16 protein-coding genes are annotated in these 21,894 nt (G+C 68.9%); 11 read left to right on the top strand and 5 right to left on the bottom strand.

The genetic code is table 11. The annotated features are described in order from the left end of the window. The first annotated feature begins 166 nt into the window (after window positions 1-166). Both rarD and GON06_RS10555 read left to right on the top strand, forming a co-directional pair. Window positions 167-1,087: an EamA family transporter RarD gene (gene rarD / locus GON06_RS10560; RefSeq protein ID WP_332837398.1), complete on the top strand. Its 921-nt coding sequence runs from the start codon at window positions 167-169 to the stop codon at window positions 1,085-1,087. A 99-nt stretch (window positions 1,088-1,186) separates the two neighbouring features. Next, a complete protein-coding gene (locus GON06_RS10555) occupies window positions 1,187-2,449 on the top strand; it encodes an ABC transporter substrate-binding protein (RefSeq protein WP_157312281.1) in 1,263 nt (420 codons plus the stop codon). A gap of 72 nt (window positions 2,450-2,521) precedes the next feature. Here GON06_RS10555 and GON06_RS10550 read toward each other — a convergent pair whose 3' ends face one another. The 4 genes from GON06_RS10550 to GON06_RS10535 are packed head-to-tail and all read right to left on the bottom strand — an operon-like array spanning window position 2,522 to window position 6,558. Continuing rightward, entirely contained in the window at window positions 2,522-3,310 is a 789-nt protein-coding gene (locus GON06_RS10550; RefSeq protein ID WP_232528419.1) for an ABC transporter ATP-binding protein, read from the bottom strand. Beyond that, the gene (locus GON06_RS10545) at window positions 3,307-4,272 is read right to left on the bottom strand and encodes an ABC transporter ATP-binding protein (RefSeq protein WP_332837474.1); all 966 of its coding nucleotides are present in this window, start codon (window positions 4,270-4,272) and stop codon (window positions 3,307-3,309) included. The genes GON06_RS10550 and GON06_RS10545 overlap by 4 nt, the downstream gene beginning before the upstream one ends. Before the next feature lie 37 nt (window positions 4,273-4,309). Further along, a complete protein-coding gene (locus GON06_RS10540) occupies window positions 4,310-5,287 on the bottom strand; it encodes a branched-chain amino acid ABC transporter permease (RefSeq protein WP_157312279.1) in 978 nt (325 codons plus the stop codon). 2 nt (window positions 5,288-5,289) lie between these two features. Continuing rightward, window positions 5,290-6,558, bottom strand: coding sequence for a branched-chain amino acid ABC transporter permease (locus tag GON06_RS10535; protein ID WP_157312546.1), 1,269 nt, complete (start codon window positions 6,556-6,558; stop codon window positions 5,290-5,292). Between the two features lie 314 nt (window positions 6,559-6,872). On the opposite strand from GON06_RS10535, the gene guaB reads away from it, so the two are divergent. From guaB to GON06_RS10510, 5 genes are all read left to right on the top strand, one after another. Next, window positions 6,873-8,375 carry an IMP dehydrogenase gene (gene guaB, locus GON06_RS10530; protein WP_157312278.1) on the top strand — a complete coding sequence of 501 codons (1,503 nt, stop codon included), beginning with the start codon at window positions 6,873-6,875 and terminating at the stop codon, window positions 8,373-8,375. 75 nt (window positions 8,376-8,450) lie between these two features. Further along, window positions 8,451-8,726: a DUF2277 domain-containing protein gene (locus GON06_RS10525; protein ID WP_157312277.1), complete on the top strand. Its 276-nt coding sequence runs from the start codon at window positions 8,451-8,453 to the stop codon at window positions 8,724-8,726. A gap of 99 nt (window positions 8,727-8,825) precedes the next feature. Then, window positions 8,826-9,374: an OsmC family protein gene (locus GON06_RS10520; protein WP_157312276.1), complete on the top strand. Its 549-nt coding sequence runs from the start codon at window positions 8,826-8,828 to the stop codon at window positions 9,372-9,374. Window positions 9,375-9,429: 55 nt separating this feature from the next. Then, complete coding sequence (locus tag GON06_RS10515; protein ID WP_157312275.1) at window positions 9,430-10,782, top strand: MFS transporter; 1,353 nt, start codon at window positions 9,430-9,432, stop codon at window positions 10,780-10,782. Next, window positions 10,779-12,218 carry a pyridoxal phosphate-dependent decarboxylase family protein gene (locus tag GON06_RS10510; RefSeq protein ID WP_157312274.1) on the top strand — a complete coding sequence of 480 codons (1,440 nt, stop codon included), beginning with the start codon at window positions 10,779-10,781 and terminating at the stop codon, window positions 12,216-12,218. Before GON06_RS10515 ends, GON06_RS10510 begins: the two co-directional genes overlap by 4 nt. 133 nt (window positions 12,219-12,351) lie before the next feature. Here the strand turns inward: GON06_RS10510 and GON06_RS10505 are convergent, their stop codons facing one another. Then, window positions 12,352-13,197, bottom strand: coding sequence for an endonuclease domain-containing protein (locus tag GON06_RS10505; protein WP_157312273.1), 846 nt, complete (start codon window positions 13,195-13,197; stop codon window positions 12,352-12,354). A 269-nt stretch (window positions 13,198-13,466) separates the two neighbouring features. Here GON06_RS10505 and GON06_RS10500 point away from each other — a divergent pair, with 269 nt between their 5' ends. From GON06_RS10500 to GON06_RS10485, 4 genes are all read left to right on the top strand, one after another. Next, window positions 13,467-15,155 carry an ABC-F family ATP-binding cassette domain-containing protein gene (locus GON06_RS10500; RefSeq protein ID WP_332837397.1) on the top strand — a complete coding sequence of 563 codons (1,689 nt, stop codon included), beginning with the start codon at window positions 13,467-13,469 and terminating at the stop codon, window positions 15,153-15,155. A 37-nt stretch (window positions 15,156-15,192) separates the two neighbouring features. Beyond that, a complete protein-coding gene (locus GON06_RS10495) occupies window positions 15,193-16,311 on the top strand; it encodes a GuaB3 family IMP dehydrogenase-related protein (RefSeq protein ID WP_116242317.1) in 1,119 nt (372 codons plus the stop codon). A 53-nt stretch (window positions 16,312-16,364) separates the two neighbouring features. Further along, window positions 16,365-17,117: an SURF1 family protein gene (locus GON06_RS10490; RefSeq protein ID WP_157312545.1), complete on the top strand. Its 753-nt coding sequence runs from the start codon at window positions 16,365-16,367 to the stop codon at window positions 17,115-17,117. 155 nt (window positions 17,118-17,272) lie between these two features. Beyond that, window positions 17,273-21,880 (top strand): ExeM/NucH family extracellular endonuclease, encoded by a 4,608-nt coding sequence (locus GON06_RS10485; protein ID WP_157312271.1) that lies wholly within the window; start codon window positions 17,273-17,275, stop codon window positions 21,878-21,880. Window positions 21,881-21,894 lie beyond the last annotated feature (14 nt).

Genomic DNA, 21,894 nt, shown 5'->3' with positions numbered 1-21,894 from the left:
GCTCGTTCCCGCATCCAGCGCGAGCATGAACTCCCTCATGAACATGCTCCGTCGCCCCAACCCTCCCCCAGGGTCCAGCTTCGAACCCTCACACCATACCCCCATCGCCGCCCGCGCGATAGAGCCTGTGTCCGGCGTCGCTCCGGCGCGGACGTAGGCTTTAGCGGTGAGCTCGAAGACCGCGGGGGTGCTGTACACCGTCGGTGCGTACCTGATCTGGGGCGTGCTGCCGCTGTACTTCATCGCACTCAAGCCCATCGGTCCCTGGGAACTCGTCGCCTGGCGCGTGCTGCTCTCGCTGGTGTTCTGCATCCTGCTGCTCACCGTCACCCGCGGCTGGCCAGCGCTGATCGCGGTCGTCAGGCAGCCCAAGCTGCTCGGTCTCACCGCCCTCGCCGGTGTGCTGATCTACATCAACTGGCAGGTCTTCGTCCTCGCCACGCTGAACGACCAGGTCGTCGAGACCAGCCTGGGCTACTTCATCAACCCGATCACGATGGTGCTGCTGGGCGTGCTCGTGCTGCACGAGCGGATCCGCCGGCTGCAGTGGGTGGCGATCGGCATCGCCGCGCTCGCCGTGATCGTGATCATCGTCGCGCACGGGACCTTCCCGTGGATCGCGCTCTCGCTGACCGGATCGTTCGGCGTCTACGGCCTCGTGAAGAAGAAGATCGGCCCCGCAGTGGACGCCACCAGCGGGCTGACCCTCGAGTCGTTCTGGCTCATCCCCATCGCCGCCGTGATCCTGTTCTCCGTCGCCCAGGACGGCGGCATCACCTACGGCAACTCCGGTGTGCTGAACACGGTGCTGGTGTCGTTCGCCGGCGTCGCCACCGCCATCCCGCTGCTGATGTTCGCGGCGGGCACCAGGCGCGTCGACCTGACCCTGGTCGGCATGATCCAGTTCATCACCCCGGTGATGCAGTTCCTGGTCGGCTGGCTGCTGCTCGGCGAGCCGATGCCCCCGGAGCGCTGGGCAGGGTTCGTGCTGGTGTGGATCGCGATCGCCGTCTTCGTGCTGGACATCGTGCTGGCGGCGCGGCGCGGGCGTGCGAACACGGCCACCGGCCCGGTCGAACTGGTCTGACGGATCGTTAACGCACCGCAATCCAAATGGCGTGCGGCACCGCTTAGTGTGGATACACCCGAAGGTGGGTCGACCACGTTCATTTAGCAAGGGAGCACCATGAACGCACTGAGGACTTCGCGAAAGACGCGGATCTTCGCCGGCATCGCGCTGGCCAGCGCCACAGCGCTCGTCCTGGCGGGCTGCAGCACGCCGAGCGACAGCGGAGACGGCGACAAGGGCGGCGACAAGCCGGCCGCTGACCTCACCCTCAAGCTCGGTTCGCTGCTGCCGCAGACCGGCTCGCTGGCATTCCTCGGCCCGCCCATGGAGTCGGGCGTCGGACTGGCCGTGCAGGAGATCAACGAGGCCAAGGCCGGCATCACCATCGACCTGACCGCCGAGGACGAGGGCGACACCGACACCAAGGCCTACGAGACCTCGATCACGAAGCTCCAGGGCGCCGGCGTGACCGCCATGGTCGGCGCCGCGGCATCCGGTGTGTCGAAGCTGATCCTCGACGGCAACGTGTCCGCAGGCATCCTGCAGATCTCGGCGTCGAACACCTCACCGGACTTCACCGCGTGGGACGACAAGGGGCTGTACTTCCGCACCGCTCCGAGCGATCTGCTGCAGGGCGAGGTCCTGGGCAACCTGATCGCCGAGGACGGGCACAAGTCGCTCGGCATCATCTACCAGAACGACGCCTACGGCACCGGCCTCGACGCCGCGATCAAGCAGACGTTCGAGAGCACCGGCGGCGAGGTGGTCGCCGAGGCGTCCTTCAACGTCGGAGACGCGCAGTTCGACGCGCAGGTCGAGACGATCAAGGCAGCCAACCCGGATGCCGTCGCGATCGTCTCGTTCGAGCAGTTCAAGACCATCGCGCCGCTGCTGGTGAACGCCGGCATCTCGGCCGACAAGTTCTACATGGTCGACGGCAACCTGTCCGACTACGGAACCGACATCCCGGTCTCGCTGGAGGGCGCTCAGGGCACCAAGGCGGGCCCGAAGCTCGCCGACGACTTCACCGAGCGTCTGCAGACGTTCTGGACCGGCGAGGGCAACCCCGAGGTGAAGGACTTCACCTACGCGGGTGAGGCCTACGACGCGGTCGTCCTCGTGGCGCTCGCCTCGCTGGCGGCGAACTCCACGAAGGGCGCCGACATCGCGAAGAAGATGCAGGAGGTCTCCGGCGGATCGGGCGACGGCAAGGCGTGCACCACGTTCGCCGACTGCGCCAAGATCATCAACGACGGCGGCACCGCCGACTACAACGGCTACTCCGGCGACGTCACGTTCGACGAGAACGGCGACCCGCAGGGTGCCACGATCGGCATCTACAAGTACGGTGCTGACAACAAGGTCGAGCGCACCAACTGAGATCACGAAGAGGCCCCGGATGCTCGCATCCGGGGCCTCTTCGCTGCCCTCCCCGCAAAGGGGAGGAGCGGGTCAGGCGGCGTCCTCCTGGCCGAGCGTTCCGAGGTACAGTCCGATGACCTTCGGATCGTTCAGCAGGTCGCGGCCAGTGCCCTCATAGGCGTCACGGCCTTGATCCAGCACGTACCCGCGATCGCAGATCTGCAGGCAGCGGCGGGCGTTCTGCTCGACCATGATGGTCGTCACGCCGGCCTTGTTGATGTCCGAGACGCGGATGAACGCGTCGTCCTGGCGCACCGGTGACAGCCCGGCGGACGGCTCGTCCAACAGCAGCACGGACGGATCCATCATCAGCGCGCGCGACATCGCGACCATCTGCCGCTCACCGCCGGAGAGCGAGCCGGCGCGCTGGTTCAGGCGCTTGCCCAGCTCGGCGAAGATGCCGGTGACGAACTCCAGACGCTCGTTGTAGATCCTGGGGTTCTGGTAGAGCCCCATCTGCAGGTTCTCCGCGATCGACAGCGACGGGAACACGTTGTTGGTCTGCGGCACGAAGGCGACCCCGCGCTTGACGAGTTTGTCGGCTTTGAGGCCGACGATGCTCTCGCCCTTCACGGTGATGTCGCCGGAGCGCACGTTGACCATGCCGAAGATCGACTTCAGCAGCGTGGACTTGCCGGCACCGTTCGGTCCGATGATGCCGATCAGCTCGCCCTGGCGTGCGACGAGGTTCGCACCGTTGAGGATGTTCACGCCGGGCAGGTAGCCGGCGTGCACATCGGTCAGCTCGACGATGACCTCGCGGTCGTCGCCCTGGGTCGCTGAGCCCGTCGAAAGGCCCGTCGAAGTGGCATCCGTCATGACTTCTCCTCCTCGCCGGCGTCCTCGGCCTCGAGCTCGGCCTCCGCCTCGGCTTCGATCTTCTCGCGCAGGCGGATCGCCCGCTCTGCGGACTCCTGGTCGACCACGGTGAGGCGGCCGGTGACGACCCCGAGGTCGAGATCCTGGTGGGCGCCGAGGTAGGCGTCGACGACGGCCGGATCCTCCATGACGTCCTCCGGCGGACCCTCAGCGACCACGCGGCCCTCGGCCATCACGACGACCCAGTCGGCGATGTGCCGCACCATGTGCATGTCGTGCTCGACGAAGAGCACGGTCATGCCGCGGTCCTTCAGATCGAGGATGTGGTCCAGCAGCGACTGCGTGAGCGCCGGGTTCACCCCGGCCATCGGCTCGTCGAGCATCACCAGGGCGGGGTCGCTCATCAGCGCGCGCGCCATCTCGAGCAGCTTGCGCTGCCCTCCCGAGAGGGATGCCGCGAAGTCCTTCTCCTTGGCGTCGAGCTTGAACCGGGCGAGCAACTCGCGGGCGCGGTCCTCGATCTCCTTCTCCTGCTTGCGCCAGGCGCCGGGGAACAGGCTCGACCAGAACCGCTCGCCCTTCTGGCCGGGCGCGCCGAGCTTCATGTTCTCGAGCACGGTCAGCAGCGACAGGGACTTCGTGAGCTGGAACGTGCGCACCTGGCCCATGCGGGCGACCTTGAACGACGGGACCCCGGCGAGGTTGTGCCCGTCGAACGACCAGGTGCCGGTATTCGGCTTGTCGAATCCGCAGAGCAGGTTGAACAGCGTGGTCTTGCCGGCTCCGTTCGGACCGATCAGCGCGGTGATCGCCCCACGGGGGATCTCGAGATGATCCACGTCGACGGCCACGAGACCGCCGAAGCGGCGCTGCACGGCATCGGCCACCAGGATCGGATCGACTTTCGCGACGCCGGGGGCCGCGGGCCCCTTGGCGAGGCCGGTGGTCTTCGGACGGCGGATGCTGCCGGTCGTGGGCGCACCCTCGACCGGAATGTTGTCACTTGACAAAGGTCATCTCCCTCTTGTCTCCGAGGATGCCCTGCGGGCGGAAGATCACGAGCAGCATCAGCGCGATACCCACGAAGATGAACACCAGCGTGGACGCCTGGCTGTCGGACATCGGCAGGATGCCGGCGTTCGCCATGCTCGGGAGCAGGTTGGCCATGAACGCGAAGACCAGCCAGAACAGCACCGCGCCGAGTGTCGGGCCGAACACGGTGGCAGCACCGCCGAGCAGCAGGATCGTCCACAGGAAGAACGTCAGCGAGGTCGTATAACTGCCGGGGACGACCGCCGACGGGAGGACGAACACGATCCCACCGGCCGCTCCGAGGATGCCGCCGACGACGAGCGCCTGCATCTTGTAGGCGAACACGTTCTTGCCGAGCGAGCGCACGGCGTCCTCGTCCTCGCGGATGCCCTTGAGCACGCGGCCCCAAGGGCTGCGCATCAGGGCCCAGACCAGCAGGATGCCGAGCGCCAGGAGGATGAGGCCGAACACGCGGGTCCAGAGCTGATCGGCGCTCCATGTCCACGGGCCGAACCCGTAGGTTCCCTCCGGGAACGGATTCGCGTCGCGGAAGCCGCCGTTGTACTGCGCCAGGCCGTCGGCGGAGTTGGTCCACGCGTCGAAGAGCTGCGTGGTGAACAGCAGGCGCACGATCTCACCGGCCGCGATGGTCGCGATGGCGAGGTAGTCGGCGCGCAGCCGCAGCGTCGGGATGCCGAGCAGCACCGCGAACAGCGCTCCGCCGAGCAGGCCGATCAGCATGCCGATCCACCACGACAGACCGAAGGTGAGCACCGAGATGGCGTAGCCGTACCCGCCGATGGCCATGAACGCCGCCATGCCGAAGTTCAGCAGGCCGGCGTAGCCGAAGTGCACGGCGAGGCCGGTCGCGGCGAGTGCGTACGCGATCGTGACCGGGCTGAGCAGGTAGACGGCGGTGTTGTTGAAGATGCTTCCGAAGTCCATGATCAGCCCAGCCTTTCCTTGCGTCCGAGCAGACCCTGCGGCCTGACCAGGAGGATGATGATGAGCACGACCAGAGCGCTGGCGTACTTGAGGTCGGAGGGGATCCAGAGGGTGGACACCTCGACCGCGATGCCGACGATCAGCGAGCCGATCAGCGCGCCGAACGCGGTGCCGAGACCGCCGAGGGTGATCGCGGCGAACATCAGCAGCAGCATCTGCGTGCCCATGTCCCACTTCACGCCCGGCCGGAAGTACGCCCACAGGATGCCGGAGATGGCGGCCAGCACGCCGGCGATGATCCAGACGATGCGGATCACCTTGTCGACGTCGATGCCGGACGCCGCAGCGAGCTGCGGGTTGTCCGAGATCGCGCGGGTGGCCTTGCCGATGCGGGTACGGGTGAGGAAGAACGCCACGCCGATGATGACGACGATGCTCACTCCCATGCCGATCAGGTCGATGTAGGAGAGAGACACGGGGCCGAACTGCAGCGGCGCGGGGCTGGCGCCGGGCAGCTGATAGGTGCCGCCGCCGATGACGAACTGGAACGCGTATCGCAGGGCCAGCGAGAGTCCGATGCTCACGATCATCAATTGCACGATCCCGAGCCCGCGCCTTCGCAGCGGCCGCCAGATCCCGGCATCCATCGCCCAGCCGAGGAGGCCGCCGCCGATGACCGCGGCGATGATGCCGAGCCACAGGGGCAGGTGCCAGGTCGTCGTGAACACCAGCGCGACCAGGCCACCCCAGGTGACCATCTCGCCGTGCGCGAAGTTGGAGAGCCGCGTCGTGCCGTAGATGAGTGCGGCTCCCATCGACGCGAGCGCAAGCAGCAGACCGAAGTTCAGCCCGCCGATCGTGCGCGAGATCAGCTGGTCCCAGAACGAGATCGTGACCCGCTCTCCCTCGCCGAGGAACAGATTCATGATCTTCGTGCCGGTGAGGCCGAACTCGACCTCGAACGACGCTGTCGTGCCGGCGATCGGCTGCGTGCCCTCCGGCAGCTGCGCCGCGTCGACGATGACTCCCTTGGGCAGTGTCTCCTCGTCGACGGTGAGGACGTACTTCTCCTTCTCGGGGACGTACAGGCGCCACTTGCCCTCGGCATCCGTCTTCGTCTCGCCCTCGAAGCCCTTGCCCTCGATCGAGAGGACGACGTCGGGCACGGGTTCATCGTCGAACGTGATCACCCCCGCGAAGTAGAAGTCGGTCTTCTCCTGATCATCACCGGGGGCGGCATGCGCCGGGGGAGTGATCAGTATCGCGAGCATGAGTGCTGCCAGGATCGCCAGCAGCGCTATCAGCCCGCGCCGGGGTCGGCTGAGAGCCGGGGTTCTGAGTCCCACAGGGCCTCCACATCGAGAGCGTCCGAGCAGGCTTCGGCGCCGCTCGGGTGACGGACGTCGCACTGAGCGTAACCCGGGGACCGCTGTGCGCGCACCCTGCGTGATGAACATGGAACCAACCTGGAATACTGCACAGCCGGGCGCGTTTAGAATCTGTATAGACGGGCGTGTCCCGTCCGGCCACTGTCGTCCCCGCGCATCCGCCATCGACCGCGCCACCGGGCGCAGAGGAGCCATTCATGGAGCAGCACGACCCGTTCGGTTTCGTCGGACTCACCTACGACGATGTTCTGCTGCTTCCTGGGCATACCGACGTCATCCCCAGCGAGGCCGACACCTCTTCGCGGGTCACCCGTCGCATCTCGGTCGCCACCCCGCTGCTCTCCAGCGCGATGGACACCGTGACCGAGGCGCGCATGGCGATCGCCATCGCCCGTGAGGGCGGCATCGGCATCCTGCACCGCAACCTCTCGATCGCCGACCAGGCCGCCGACGTCGACCGCGTCAAGCGCAGCGAGTCGGGCATGATCACCGACCCGATCACCACGACGGCGGACGCCACGGTCGAAGAGGTCGACGCGCTGTGCGCGAAGTACCGCATCTCGGGCCTGCCGGTCGTCGACGCGGACGGCCGTCTGATCGGCATCGTCACGAACCGCGACATGCGCTTCGTCTCGGGCTTCGAGCGCCAGACCACCCTGGTCAAGGACATCATGACCAGCGAGAACCTCGTCACCGCCAAGGTCGGCGTCGCCGCGGGCGAGGTCATCGCACTGTTCGCGAAGCACCGCGTCGAGAAGCTGCCTCTGATCGACGAGAACGGCAAGCTCGCGGGCCTCATCACCATCAAGGACTTCGACAAGAGCGAGAAGTACCCGCTCGCCACCAAGGACGAGCAGGGCCGACTGCGCGTCGGTGCCGCGATCGGCTTCTTCGGCGACGCATGGGAGCGCGCGGAGGCGCTGCGCGACGCGGGCGTCGACGTGCTCGTGGTCGACACCGCCAACGGACAGTCGCAGGGCGTCATCGACCTGGTCAAGCGTCTGAAGGCCGACCCGTCCTTCGCGCACATCGACGTCATCGGCGGCAACGTCGCGACCCGTGAGGGCGCGCAGGCGCTCATCGACGCGGGCGTCGACGCCGTCAAGGTGGGCGTCGGGCCGGGCTCCATCTGCACCACCCGCGTGGTCGCCGGCGTCGGCGTGCCCCAGGTCACCGCCGTGTACGAGGCATCCCTCGCCGCGCGTCCGGCCGGTGTGCCGGTGATCGCCGACGGTGGTCTGCAGTACTCCGGCGACATCGCCAAGGCGCTGGTCGCCGGTGCCGACGCCGTGATGCTGGGCTCGCTGCTGGCGGGCACCGACGAGTCGCCGGGCGAGATCGTCTTCCAAGCCGGCAAGCAGTTCAAGCAGTACCGCGGCATGGGCTCGCTGGGCGCGATGCAGACCCGCGGCAAGCAGACCTCGTACTCGAAGGACCGCTACTTCCAGGCCGACGTCCCCAGCGACGACAAGCTCATCCCCGAGGGCATCGAGGGCCAGGTGCCGTACCGCGGACCCGTGTCGGCCGTCGCCTACCAGTTGGTCGGCGGTCTGCGTCAGTCCATGTTCTACGTGGGCGCGCGCACCATCGAGGAGCTGAAGACCCGCGGCAAGTTCGTGCGGATCACCGCGGCCGGTCTGAAGGAGTCGCACCCGCACGACGTGCAGATCGTCGTCGAGGCGCCGAACTACAAGAAGTAAGCGCTGGACACGGGAAGGGCGGATGCTGCGGCATCCGCCCTTCCCGTGTCCGGGGTGCGGCGTAGCGTGAACCGCATGTGCCGCAGCATCCACACTCTCCACAACTTCGAACCGGCCGCCACCTCGGACGAGGTGCACGCCGCCGCACTGCAGTACGTGCGCAAGATCGCGGGCACGACCAAGCCCTCGAAGGCCAATCAGGAGGCCTTCGACAGGGCCGTCGCCGAGATCTCGCACATCACGCAGCACCTGCTCGACGACCTCGTCGCGACCACCCCGCCGAAGAACCGCGAGGAGGAGGCGGAGAAGAAGCGCGCCAGGGCGATCGCCTCCGGCAGATACGCCGCCTGACCGGCATCCGCGCGCGCCGCATGACCCTGCGTGACGGCTCGTTTCGGGGCATGACGGCGGGTCTCGACGCCGCTCAGGCGCGTCGCTAGCGTCGCGGTCATGACTCTTCTTCAGGACAGCACCGCCATCGCCGACATCACCGCAGAACAGCGCGCGCAGCGCCTCGAGGCAGCCGGCTCGGCGTGGCACAGCCGCATCGCGGCCGACGCCGCCAACGCCCAGCTCACGTACACGGTGACCGGCCGTGGTGTCGGCTCCGTCGGCACGGAGATCACCTCGGGCAAGCACCGCTTCCTCGTCGATGAGCCGGCCGGTCTGGCCGGCGACGATGCCGCGCCCAGCCCGGTCGAGTACGCGCTCGGCGCTCTCGTATCGTGTCAGGTCGTGGTCTTCCGCCTGTACGCCCAGGCGCTCGGGCTGACGATCGACGACATCGCCATCACGGCGGAGGGCGACCTCGACGTGCGCAAGCTGTTCGGCATCGACGAGTCCGGTCGCGCCGGTTTCCACGACGTGCGGGTGCGCGTCGACATCACCGGTCCGGACAGCGCCGAGGACTACGAGCGGCTCCGCGTCGTCGTCGAGGAGCACTGCCCGGTGCTCGACCTGTTCGCGAACACGGTGCCCACGTCCGGCGAGCTCGTCTGAGGCATCCGTCCGCCGGTGGCCGGGACGGCGTCGGCCGCTCCCATAGGCTGAGCGCATGGGGTCAGCGTCGTCACTCACTCGCGGTCAGGTCGCGCGGTACGCGATCGGTTCGCTCGGGACGGGCGGGTTCGCCACGCTGCCCGGGCTCGTCCTGGTCTACTACCTGACCGATTCCCTCGGCGTGACGGCGCTCGCCGCCGGCGCGATCGTCACCGCGGCGAAGGTGTGGGACGTGCTGATCGACCCCGTGATCGGCGGACTCAGCGACCGCTCCTATGCGCGCACGGGCACACGACGCTGGTTCATGCTGCTCGGCGGCGTCGGACTGCCGCTCGCGTTCGTGCTGACCTTCGCCGTGCCGGCATCCTTCTCCCCGCTGCCCGCGGCAGCGTGGGTGTTCGTCGCGTTCGTGATCGCCGCGACCTGCTTCAGCCTGTTCCAGGTGCCATACATCGCGCTGCCTGCGGAGCTCACCGACGACTATCGTGAGCGCACCCGGCTGCTGACCTGGCGCGTGGTGGTGCTGACGCTCGCGATCCTGCTGTTCGGCTCGGGCGGACCTGAACTGCGCGGCATGTTCCCCGACGACCCGCTGCGCGGCTACCTCGTGATGGCGATCGTCGCGGCTGTCGTGCTCGGCATCGGGATGCTGATCTCGGCATCCGTCGCACCCCAGCGGCCCGCGCTGCCGGTGGTGCCCGGCGCGTCGATCGGCACGCACTACCGCGACGGCATCCGGGTGCTGCGGCAGAGCCAGCCGTTCCGCTCGCTGCTGCTCACCTTCATGCTGCAGGGGCTCGCGACCGGTCTCATGCTCGCGGCCGCGCAGTACGTCGCGCGCTGGGTGCTGCACGACGAGGGAGCGGTGACGCCGCTGTTCGCCGCGCTGATCGCCCCGGCGCTGCTGATGGCGCCGGTGTGGAAGATCATCGCCGACCGCACCGGCAAGGAGCGGGCGTTCCGCCTGGCCAGCCTGGTGTTCCTGCTCGCGACGCTCGTGCTCATGGTCATGGTGTGGCTGCCCGGGTGGTGGATCCTCGCTCCGGTGGCGCTCGCCGGCGCCGCGTACGCCGGCATGCAGACCCTGCCGATGGCGATGCTGCCCGACGTGATCGCGCACGATCGGTCGACCAGCGGCGGCGAGAACCGCTCGGGAGTGTTCAGTGGCGTGTGGACGGCGGGCGAGACCACCGGCATGGCGCTCGGCGCGACCGTGCTGTCGATCGTGCTCGCGCTCACGGGCTACGCGGAGTCGACCGCCGGTGTGCTCGTCGAGCAGCCGGCCGCCGCGGTGGCCGGCATCGCCGTGGCGTTCAGCGCCCTCCCCGCGGTGCTCATGGTGCTGAGCCTGGTCACCCTGTCGCGCTACCGCCTGCGCGAGCACGACATCGTGGGGACAGCGGCATGAGCGGCATCCTGGACCGGCTGCGCGAGCTGCGCGCCGGAGACGCGCCCACGCACGGCGGACATGTGCTCGCGTACGTCTACGACTCGGGGATGCCGGAGCTCGACGAGCTCGCGGATGCCGCGGCGTCCCTCGCCCGGCCCGTGAACGGGCTCGACCCCACCGTCTTCCCGTCGATCGCCGCGATGGAGCGCGACGTACTCGGCTTCGTGCGCAGGGCGTTGCACGGCGGTCGCGACGTCGTCGGGTCGGTGACGAGCGGCGGCACCGAGAGCTGCCTGCTCGCGGTGAAGACCGCCCGGGACCTCTGGCGTGCCGATGGCGGCGCGGGACGGCCCAGGCTGCTGGCACCGTCGACCGCGCACGCCGCGTTCCAGAAGGCGGCACGGATGTTCGACCTGGACTACGACGCGGTGCCGTGCCGGCCGGACGGCACCGTCGACCCCGACGACCTGGTCGCGCGGATGGACGAAGACGTGGCGCTCGTCGTCGTCTCCGCCCCGGCGTATCCGAGCGGCGCGCTCGACCCGATCCGGCAGGTGGCCGCGGCGGCGAAGTCGCGCGGCATCCGCTGCCACGCGGACGCCTGCTTCGGCGGGCTGGTGCTGCCGTGGTGGCCGGATGCTCCGGTGTGGGACTTCCGTGTGCCCGGCGTGACGAGCATCTCGGCCGACCTGCACAAGTTCGGCTACGCGCCGAAGGGCGTGTCGGTGCTCATGCACCGCGGCCGCCGGCAGCACCGCGCGCAGTTCTTCGCGACGACGCGCTGGCCGGGGTATCCGGTCGTGAACCCGACGCTGCTCGGCTCGAAGTCCGCGTCGCCGCTCGCCGCCGCCTGGGCGATCGTGCAGCGGCTCGGGGACGCCGGGTTCGCCGAGCTCACCGCGTCCATCGCGCGGGTCGCGCGCGGCATCCGCACCGAGGTGGAGACGATCCGCGGGCTGACGGTGATGGGTGATCCGGTGGGACCGGCGATCGCTCTGATCGCCGACACGTCGGTGCCCGCGCCGGAACGCGTGGACCCGCACCGGCTCGCCGATCAGCTGGCGCAGCACGGCTGGAAGATCCAGCACCAGCCAGGCTTCACGCAGGCGGACGAATCGAAGCTGCCTCGCAGTGCGCATCTCACCCTCACTCCGGTGCTGGAGCGGAACCTGCCGGAGTTCCGGCAGGCGCTCGCAGCGGCATCCGATGCGGTGCGCGGCCGCGGGGCGGCTGACGGGCGACTGCTGGCCGGCGCGGTGCGGATGCTGGGTTACGGCCCCGATCGTGTTCCCGGGCCGGAGGCGTCCTGGCGCCTGCTGCGGATCGCCGGTGCGGGCAGCGTCACGCCCGGCCAGCCGATGTCGACTCTCATGGCGCTGATCGAGGAGCTGCCTGCCTCGGTCGCCGAAGCGCTGCTCACCGAGCTGCTGGCGAGGTTCTCCGAGCCGCGCTGAGCAGCGCCGGCGTCATCGACTGCAGGAGCGTTGGCGAGGACAGGATGCTTGCTCGGCATTCGTCCTGTTCTGGGGTGTTGTCCTGTTCTCGGTGACGCGGGGTCGGGGAGGGCACGTCACCGAGAACAGGAGATCAGCGACGAGCGGCGAGGTGAAGACCCTGTGCGATCGCGTTCACGATCGTCTGCTGCACATAGCGCGCGTCGAACATGACCTGTTGGTAGTCGAAACGGAGCACGGTGTATCCGAGCAACGCCAGCCGCGCGTCCTGCCGCATGTCTCGGCGGCGATCCTCGGGCTTGCTGTGGAACTCGAATCCATCGAGCTGCACGATCAGTCGCTCACCGATGAGGGCATCGACGGGATGCCCGTCGATGACGACCTGCTGCCGCACCTGTACCCCGCAGCTCCGCATGATCCTGAGGAAGGTGGTCTCGACTCCGGAGTCCGAGAGCACGCCGACCCGCTCGAGCACCTCCCCGACGGCTGTGCTTCTCCAAACGGTACGGCGCACCTGATCCAGAGTGACGTGTCCCTTCCGCAGCGCGGACTCCCAGATCGCCAGGGCGGAGGCGAGTTCCTGGCAGCGAGCCACGTGATACAGCACATTCAGGATCGGGTCCGCGGTCGTGAACTTCGCCACAGGGACGGGCCCGGTCGCCCAATGCAGCCGGCGCAGCGGTGCGGCGTTCCTCGATGCTGTGGCCGGGACGGCGAGGTGTGTCTCGGTGGTGTTCTCGCTCCACAGGCCCAGTTCCTTCGCAGCCGTGACGCACGTCACCCGCCCGCTCACCTCGGCGGCCGCGCGACGGGCATCGCTGCACTGAGCGGTCAGCAGCCACGAGCGGCGCATCCGCTCCAGATGTCCGGCATCCACGGCCTTCTTGATCTGGTGGGCGGTGTAGCCCGCGGTGCGAAGATCTCGGCTGTGGGCAATGCCGTCGTGGTCGCGCATCCAGGTCGCAAGGGGAATGGTCATGCGGACGAGGATGCTCCGGTGCACGGCATGTGGTTCGCGGGAGAAGCGGGGCTGTGGAGAACACGGCGGAGGACGCGCGATGTGGACGACGAGTCGTGCGTCCGAGAACAGGAGAAACGGCGAGGGTAGGACGGATGCCGGGAATCTGTCCTGTCCTGGCGGGATCTCCTGTTCTGGGGAGGGGCCGAGTGCTCTGGAAAGGGACCAAGCCTGATAGCCTGGTCGGCTCGCCTTCGCGAAGGAACGCGGCGGGCGGAAGGACCACCACCGTGGGATACATCGACGTCGCCGGCGTCTCACTCACCCTGCCCGACGGCCGCCCGCTGCTCGACGAGGCGACTTTCCGCGTCGGCGCAGGCTCCACCAGCGCGCTGATCGGCCCCAACGGGGCCGGCAAGTCCACCATCCTGCGGATCATCCGCGGCGATCTCGCGCCGGATGACGGCGTCGTGACGATCGACGGATCGCTCGGCGTGATGGACCAGTTCGTCGGCCACGGCCGCGTCGGCCAGACGGTGCACGACCTGCTGATCTCGGTCGCGCCCGCCCGCATCCGGCAGGCGGCCGAGGCGCTCGAGACCGCGGAGAACGCGCTCATCGAGGACGACACCGAGCGCACCCAGATGCGGTACGCGACGGCGCTCGCCGAGTACGCGGATGCCGGTGGCTACGAGCACGAGACCGTCTGGGACCAGTGCACGGTGGCGGCACTCGGCGTGCCCTTTGAACGCGCGCGGTTCCGCGACCTCGGCACTCTGTCCGGCGGCGAGCAGAAACGGCTCGCCCTCGAGGCCCTGCTTCGTGGACCGGACGACGTGCTGCTGCTCGACGAGCCGGACAACTACCTCGACGTGCCGGGCAAGCGCTGGCTGGAGGAGCGGCTGCGCGAGACGCCGAAGACCGTGCTGCTGGTCTCACACGACCGCGAGCTGCTGGCACGAGCCGCCGACCGCATCGTCACGCTCGAACCCGGCGGTGCCGGCGCGACGGCGTGGGTGCACGGCGGCGGCTTCGGCACCTACCACCAGGCCCGCATCGACAGGATGGACCGCCTCGACGAGCTGCGCCGGCGCTGGGACGAGCAGCACGAGAAGCTGAAGACGCTGGTCGCGAACCTCAAGGTCAAGGCCGAGGCGAACGACGGCTTCGCCTCTCGGTACCGTGCGGCGCAGACCAGACTGCGGAAGTTCGAGGAGGCGGGGCCTCCCGAGGAGCGCCCGCCCGCCCAGGAGTTCGACATGCGGCTGCGCGGCTCGCGCACCGGCAAGCGCGCGATCGTGTGCACGGCGCTCGAGCTCACGGGCCTGATGCGTCCGTTCGACGCGGAGATCTGGTTCGGGGATCGGGTCGCCGTGCTGGGCTCGAACGGCTCGGGCAAGTCGCATTTCCTCCGCCTCCTCGCCCGAGGCGGCAGCGACCCCGATCCGACGCTCGGGCACCTGACGGGTGCGGGGGAGCGGCTCGACGAGGTCGCGCACACCGGCGCGGCGGTGCTCGGTGCGCGCGTCGTGCCGGGCCTCTTCGCGCAGACGCACGCGCATCCGGAGTTCGCCGGCCGCACGCTGCTCGAGATCCTGCACCGCGGCGACGACCGACGAGCGGGAATGCCGCGCGACGCGGCGAGCTCCGCGCTGGACCGGTACGGTCTCGTACGCCAGGCGCAGCAGGAGTTCGCCCAGCTCTCGGGCGGGCAGCAGGCGCGCTTCCAGGTGCTGCTGCTCGAGCTCTCCGGCGCCACGCTGCTGCTGCTCGACGAGCCGACCGACAACCTCGACCTGGAGTCGGCCGAGGCGCTGGAGGACGCGATCGCCCGGTTCGAGGGCACGGTCGTCGCGGTGACGCACGACCGCTGGTTCGCCCGCTCGTTCGACCGGTTCCTCGTGTTCGGTGAGGACGGCGGAGTCTACGAGTCGGATGCTCCGGTCTGGGACGAGCGTCGTGTCGTGCGGGCTCGCTGAGTCCTCCGGGCAAGCCGGGTAGTCTGAAGGGGTGAGCATGGACTTCGAGATCGGCCGAGGCAAGCGCGCCCGTCGCGCATACACGTTCGACGACATCGCGGTGGTTCCCTCGCGACGCACGCGGAACCCCGAAGACGTCTCGACGGCATGGACGATCGACGCCTTCGCGTTCGACATCCCCGTCATCGGCGCGCCGATGGACTCGGTCGTCAGCCCGCAGACGGCGATCATGCTTGGCCGCCTCGGCGGTCTCGGCGTGCTCGACCTCGAGGGCCTGTGGACCCGGTACGAGAACCCCGAGCCGCTGCTCTCCGAGATCGCGGGCCTCCCGGCCGATCGCGCGACGGTGCGGATGCAGGAGCTGTACTCCGAGCCGATCAAGCCCGAGCTCATCAAGTCGCGTCTGGCTGAGATCCGCGAGGCCGGTGTCACGGTCGCGGGCTCCCTCACGCCGCAGCGCACCCAGGAGCTCTACCAGACCGTCGTCGAGGCGGGCGTCGACCTCTTCGTCATCCGGGGCACCACGGTGTCCGCCGAGCACGTCTCGAGCGTCGCGGAGCCGCTGAACCTGAAGAAGTTCATCTACGACCTCGACGTGCCGGTGATCGTCGGCGGCGCCGCCACCTACACCGCTGCGCTGCACCTGATGCGCACCGGCGCGGCCGGCGTGCTGGTCGGGTTCGGCGGGGGAGCGGCGTCCACCACGCGCGCCACCCTCGGCATCCACGCGCCGATGGCCACGGCGGTCTCCGATGTCGCCGCCGCGCGCCGCGACTACCTCGACGAGTCCGGCGGTCGCTACGTGCACGTGATCGCCGACGGTGGCGTCGGCACCTCGGGCGACGTGGTGAAGGCGCTGGCGATGGGCGCGGACGCGGTCATGCTCGGCGTCGCCCTCGCGCGCGCCACGGATGCTCCCGGCCGGGGCTTCCACTGGGGCGCCGAGGCGCACCACCCGCAGCTGCCGCGCGGTCGTCGCGTGCCGGTCGCGGGCGTGGCCACGCTCGAAGAGGTGCTGTACGGGCCCGCTCCCGTCGCAGACGGCACGGCCAACCTCATCGGCGCGCTGCGCAAGTCGATGGCGACCACCGGATACTCGGACCTGAAGGAGTTCCAGCGGGTCGAGGTCGTGCTGGCGCCCTACGAGGCCGGATGACTCGGGGCCCGATAACCGCAACGCAGGACTTCCCTCCCACGCTCCGGGAGGTGATGCTGCGCGGGCGCTGGCTGGGCATGCTCGCGCTCTGCCTCGTCGTCGCCGGTGTGTTCGCCTGGCTGGGGCAGTGGCAGCTGGGTCGCGCCATCGACACCGCGCCGCCGGAGCCGGGGATGACCGAGAAGGTGCAGCCGCTCACCGACGTGGTCGAGCCCGGTGAGTACCTCGCCGAGCCCCTGGTCGGGCAGAAGGTCACCACCGGCGGGACCTGGGTACCCGAGGACTTCATCGTGGTCTCCGGTCGCTTCAACGACGGCGTGGCGGGCTACTGGGTCACCGGCCAGCTGCGCGTCGCCGAGCGCACCTCGATCGCGGTCGCGATCGGGTTCGCGCCCACCCGCGAGAAGGCGGATGCCGCAGCATCCGCCCTTTCCTCGAGGGGGGCCGCGGAGGCCGAGATCACCGGCCGCGTCATCTCGGACGAAGGTCCCGTCGTCACCCGGGATCCGTTCGATCTGAACCGGATGTCGCCCGCCGCGCTGCTCAGTCGCTGGCACGAGATCGACCAGCTGGACGTGTACCGCCCGTACCTGGCATCGACCGAGGCGACCGCCGGCCTCGCCGACATCTCCTCGCCGGCACCGGAGGAGCGCTCCTCGGTGAACTGGCTGAACATCTTCTACGCGATCGAGTGGGCGATCTTCGCCGGCTTCGCGTTCTACCTCTGGTACCGGCTCGCCAAGGACGCCTGGGAGCGCGAGGTCGAGGAGTTCGACGATCGTCAGGACGCGGCCGCGGCCTCCTGAGCGGCTCGCAGATGACGATTCGGTGACCGGATCGCGAATGGCATTGAGGAATGTCCCAGCTGGGTCATAAGGTCTGTGTCATGTGCGTGCGCAGCCCGGCGCACGCGACCGGTGGTTCCACGAGAACCGCCGCTTGACCCGAGGAGACAGCACTGATGATGTCCGCCCCCGACGACGCGAACCGCAAGGTCCCTGTCCCGCGCAGAAGGGCGCGCGCCTGCGCCCTCGTCACCTCCGCAGCGGTCGCTCTGAGCTTCGGCTCGATCGCCGCGACGCCGGCCTTCGCAGACACGAGCGGGACGGGGGTGGTCATCAACGAGGCCTACCTGTCCGGCGGCAGCGCCGGCGCGGCGTTCGTGAACAAGTTCGTCGAGCTCTACAACCCGACCTCTGAGGCCGTGAAGCTCGACGGCAAGTCGCTGCAGTACCGGTCCGCATCCGGCACCGCAGGCTCGAACGGCGTCGTGCCCCTCACAGGGTCGATCCCCGCCGGCGGCTACTACCTGGTGCAGGGCGGCAGCAACGGCGCGAACGGTGCCGCGCTCCCCACGCCGGATGCGACCGGCAACCTCAACCCCAGCGGCACCACCGGCACGATCGCCCTGGTGAACAGCACCTCCGCCGTGACGCTGCCCACCGGATCGGTGACCGGCGGCGCCGTCGTGGACCTGCTCGGGTACGGCACCTCGAACACCTTCGAGAAGGCTGTGGCGACCGCGCCGTCCGGCAACACCGACGTCAAGTCCCTGAACCGCACGAACGGCGCGGACAGCGACGACAACAGCAAGGACTTCTCGCTCTCGGCCACGATCACGCCGCAGAACTCCGGCGGCGGCACGGATCCGGGCCCGGGGCCCGACCCCGTGACCGCGACGATCGCCGAGGTGCAGGGCACCGCGGACAATGCCGCGATGGACGGGCAGACCGTGACCGTCCAAGGCGTCGTCACCGGCGACTACCGCACCGGCGGGTACAAGGGCATCAGCATCCAGACGCAGGGCTCCGGCGGCGCGACGGATGCCACCCCAGGGGCTTCCGACGGCGTGTTCGTCTACCTGAATGCGCTCAAGGCATCCGGTGTGAACATCGGCGACCTCGTCTCGGTCACCGGCACGGTCAGCGAGTACTTCGGCCAGACGCAGATCAACCCGGCATCCGAGGCCGGCGTCGCGGTGGTCACCGCCGGCGTGGGCGTCCCCGCCGCCACCCCGCTGCCCGCCGACGTCGTCGGCGCCGACCGCGAGGCGTACGAGAACATGCTCGTGGCGCCGACCGGCAGCTACGCGCTGGCCTCCAGCCACCAGCTCTACAACTACGGCGCACTGTGGCTGAACCCGGACGAGCTGAATGTCAAGAGCACCGAGGCCAAGCGCCCCGGCGCCGAGGCGGATGCGATCGCGGCGGCGAACCGCGCCAGCCGCATCCTGCTCGATGACGGATGGTCGACGCAGGTCACCAACGCCGCCCACCCCGGCCAGCAGCCGTACTTCACGAAGGACACCGTCGTGCGCAACGGCGACACCGTGGACTTCTCGGAGCACGGCTATGTTCTGCAGTACGGCTTCGACGACTGGCGCCTGCAGCCCGTCGTCCCGATCGACGACTCCAGCGACGCCTCGTACAAGGTCACGTTCAACGCGGAGAACCCGCGCACGACGACCCCGCCGGCCGTCGGCGGTGACTTCCAGGTCGCCTCGTTCAACGTGTACAACTACTTCACGACGCTCAGCAGTGAGAACTCCAACGCGCGCGGCGCGAAGGATGCTGCGCAGTTCGCGATCCAGAAGTCGAAGATCGTCGCGGCGATCAACGGGCTGGACGCCGATGTCGTGACGCTCATGGAGATCGAGAACTCGGTCAAGCTGGGCGACCCGGTCGACACCGCGCTGAAGGACCTGGTGTCCGGCCTGAACGCCGCCTCCGGTTCGGACGTCTGGGGTTACGTGCCCACGCCGGCCGCATTGCAGAATGCGGCGACGACCGACTACATCACCAGCGCGATCATCTACCGCAAGGCCGCCGTCAAGGCGGTCGGCGACGCTGTGACGGTCACCGACGAGACGGTGTGGGGCAACGCCCGTGAGCCCATCGCGCAGACCTTCGAGGCGGACGGCCGCACCTTCAGCGTCATCGCGAACCACTTCAAGTCGAAGTCCGACCCGAAGGACGGCACCAAGGAACCGGCCGACGGACAGGGCTTCTTCAACGCCGACCGTGTGAAGCAGGCGCAGTCCGTGCTGGCGCTCGCCGGTTCCGTGCAGAAGACCTCCGGCAGCGACGACGTGTTCCTGGTCGGCGACTTCAACGCGTACAGCGAAGAGGACCCGATCGACGTGTTCACCTCGGCCGGCTGGTCCGACCTGGTGGCACACACGACCGACGGCCAGTACACCTACACGTTCGACGGCGAGCTGGGCTCGCTCGACCACGTGATCGCGTCGCCGTCGCTGACGGCGTCCGTCACCGGCGCCGGCGTCTGGGGCATCAACTCGCCGGAGTGGAGCGACCGCGGCTACGCGTTCGGCGCCACCGAGTCCGGCACCCCGTACCGCTCGAGCGACCACGATCCGATCGTCGTGGGCGTGTCCAGCACCGAACCGCCGATCAGCATCGACGTCGCCACGATCAACGACTTCCACGGTCGTATCGAGGCCGACAGCGCGGCGGGCGGTGCAGCCGTGCTCGCCGGAGCGATCAAGCAGGTGCGCGAGGCGAACCCGAACACGGTGTTCGCCGCGGCCGGCGACCTCGTCGGCGCGTCGACCTTCACCTCGTTCATCCTCGACGACAACCCCACGATCGATGCGCTCAACGCCGCCGGTCTCGAGGTGAGCGCCGCGGGTAACCACGAGTTCGACCAGGGCTGGGAGGATCTGCGTGATCGGATCCAGCAGCGGGCGGACTGGGAGTACATCAGCTCCAACGTGTTCCTCAGGGGCGCGGACGACACCGCTCTCGCCCCGAGCTGGGTCAAGGACGTCGACGGCGTCAAGGTCGGTTTCGTCGGCGCGGTGACGGAAGAGCTCGACTCGCTCGTCTCGCCCGACGGGATCGCCGACCTCGAGGTCCGCGACATCGTGGCGTCCGTGAACAAGGCGGCCGACGCGCTCAGTGACGGCGACCCCGCCAACGGCGAGGCCGACGTCATCATCCTGCTCGTGCACGAGGGCGCCGCGACCACCGACGTGTCGAGCATCACGCCCGACTCGCCGCTGGGTGAGATCGTCTACGGCGTCGACTCCGACGTCGACGCGATCGTCTCGGCGCACACTCACCTGGCGTACAACCACGTCATCGATGGGCGCCCTGTCGTCTCGGCCGGCCAGTACGGCGAGAACTTCGGTCTGATGAACCTGAAGGTCGACCCGAAGACCCACGAGCTGCTCTCGATCTCGAACGAGATCAAGCCGCTCGCGCGTCAGATCGCCGACCCCAACGACCCGACCAAGAAGATCTGGGTGGCCAACTACCCGGCCGTTCCCGAGGTGCAGTCCATCGTCGACGCCGCCAAGAAGGAGGCCGACGTGATCGGCGCCGAGAAGGTCGGCGACATCACGGCGGACTTCAACCGGGCCCGTCAGAGCGACGGCAAGACCGAGAACCGCGGTGGCGAGTCGACGATCGGCAACTTCGTCGCCGACGTGCAGCAGTGGTCCACCGGCGCCGAGATCGCGCTGATGAACCCGGGTGGCATCCGCACCAACCTCACGTACGCGTCGAGCGGGGCGACCGACCCCGACGGCAACCTGACGTACCGCGAGGCGGCCACGGTGCAGCCGTTCGCCAACACCCTGGTGACGCTCGAACTCACCGGCGCGCAGCTGAAGAGCGTGCTCGAGGAGCAGTGGCAGCCGACCGGCGCGAGCCGTCCGTTCCTGAAGCTGGGCGTCTCGCAGGGCTTCGAGTACACTTACGACCCGGCTGCGGCGACGGGCCAGCGCATCACCTCGATGACGCTGAACGGCACGGCTATCGACCCGGCGAAGTCCTACCTGGTCGCGGCGAACTCGTTCCTCGCGGCCGGTGGCGACAACTTCTTCACGCTTGCCAAGGGCGCGAACAAGAAGGACACCGGCAAGATCGACCTGCAGTCGATGGTGGACTGGTTCTCGGCCAACAAGACCGCGACGCCCGACCTGAAGCAGCGCGCCGTGGGCGCGACGGTCACCCCGGCCGCCCCCGAGGGCGGTTACAAGGCCGGCGACCAGGTCACCGTGGCGCTCTCCTCGCTCGCGTTCAGCGCGGGTGAGCAGGCGCCGGGCGAGGTCAGCCTCTCACTGGGCGACGCCGTGCTGGCCACCGGTGCGGTCGACCCGACCGTCATCGACGCCGGTGACGAGGCGGGCCGCGCGACCCTCACCTTCACGGTTCCGCAGGGGGCGTACGGTCCGCAGCTGCTCACCGTGAGCGTGGCGGGCACCGGCACCACCGTGCAGCTGCCGATCGCCTTCGCCGAGGACGGGGGCCAGCCGCCGGTGTTCGACGGTGAGGTCTCGGTCGAGGCATCGAAGGTCGGCGCGGGCAAGAAGCTCGAGCTCTCGGGCTCCGGGTTCGTCCCTGGTGTCGAGACGAACGCCGAACTGCGCGGCAAGAAGGGTGCGGTCGTGGATCTCGGCGCCGTCGAGATCGCGGACGACGGCACCTTCCAGGTGTCGCTGACCGTGCCGAAGAACACCCAGCCCGGCAAGTACACCCTGGCGATCGTGCAGGACAGCGGCGACGAGGTCACCGTCACCGTGCACGTGAACCGCGGAAACAAGTGATCTGAGAGCCGGAT

It is taken from the genome of Microbacterium sp. MAH-37 (genome assembly GCF_009758255.1).
Classification (GTDB): Bacteria; Actinomycetota; Actinomycetes; order Actinomycetales; family Microbacteriaceae; genus Microbacterium.
This window is presented reverse-complemented; position numbering and strand designations above follow the sequence as displayed.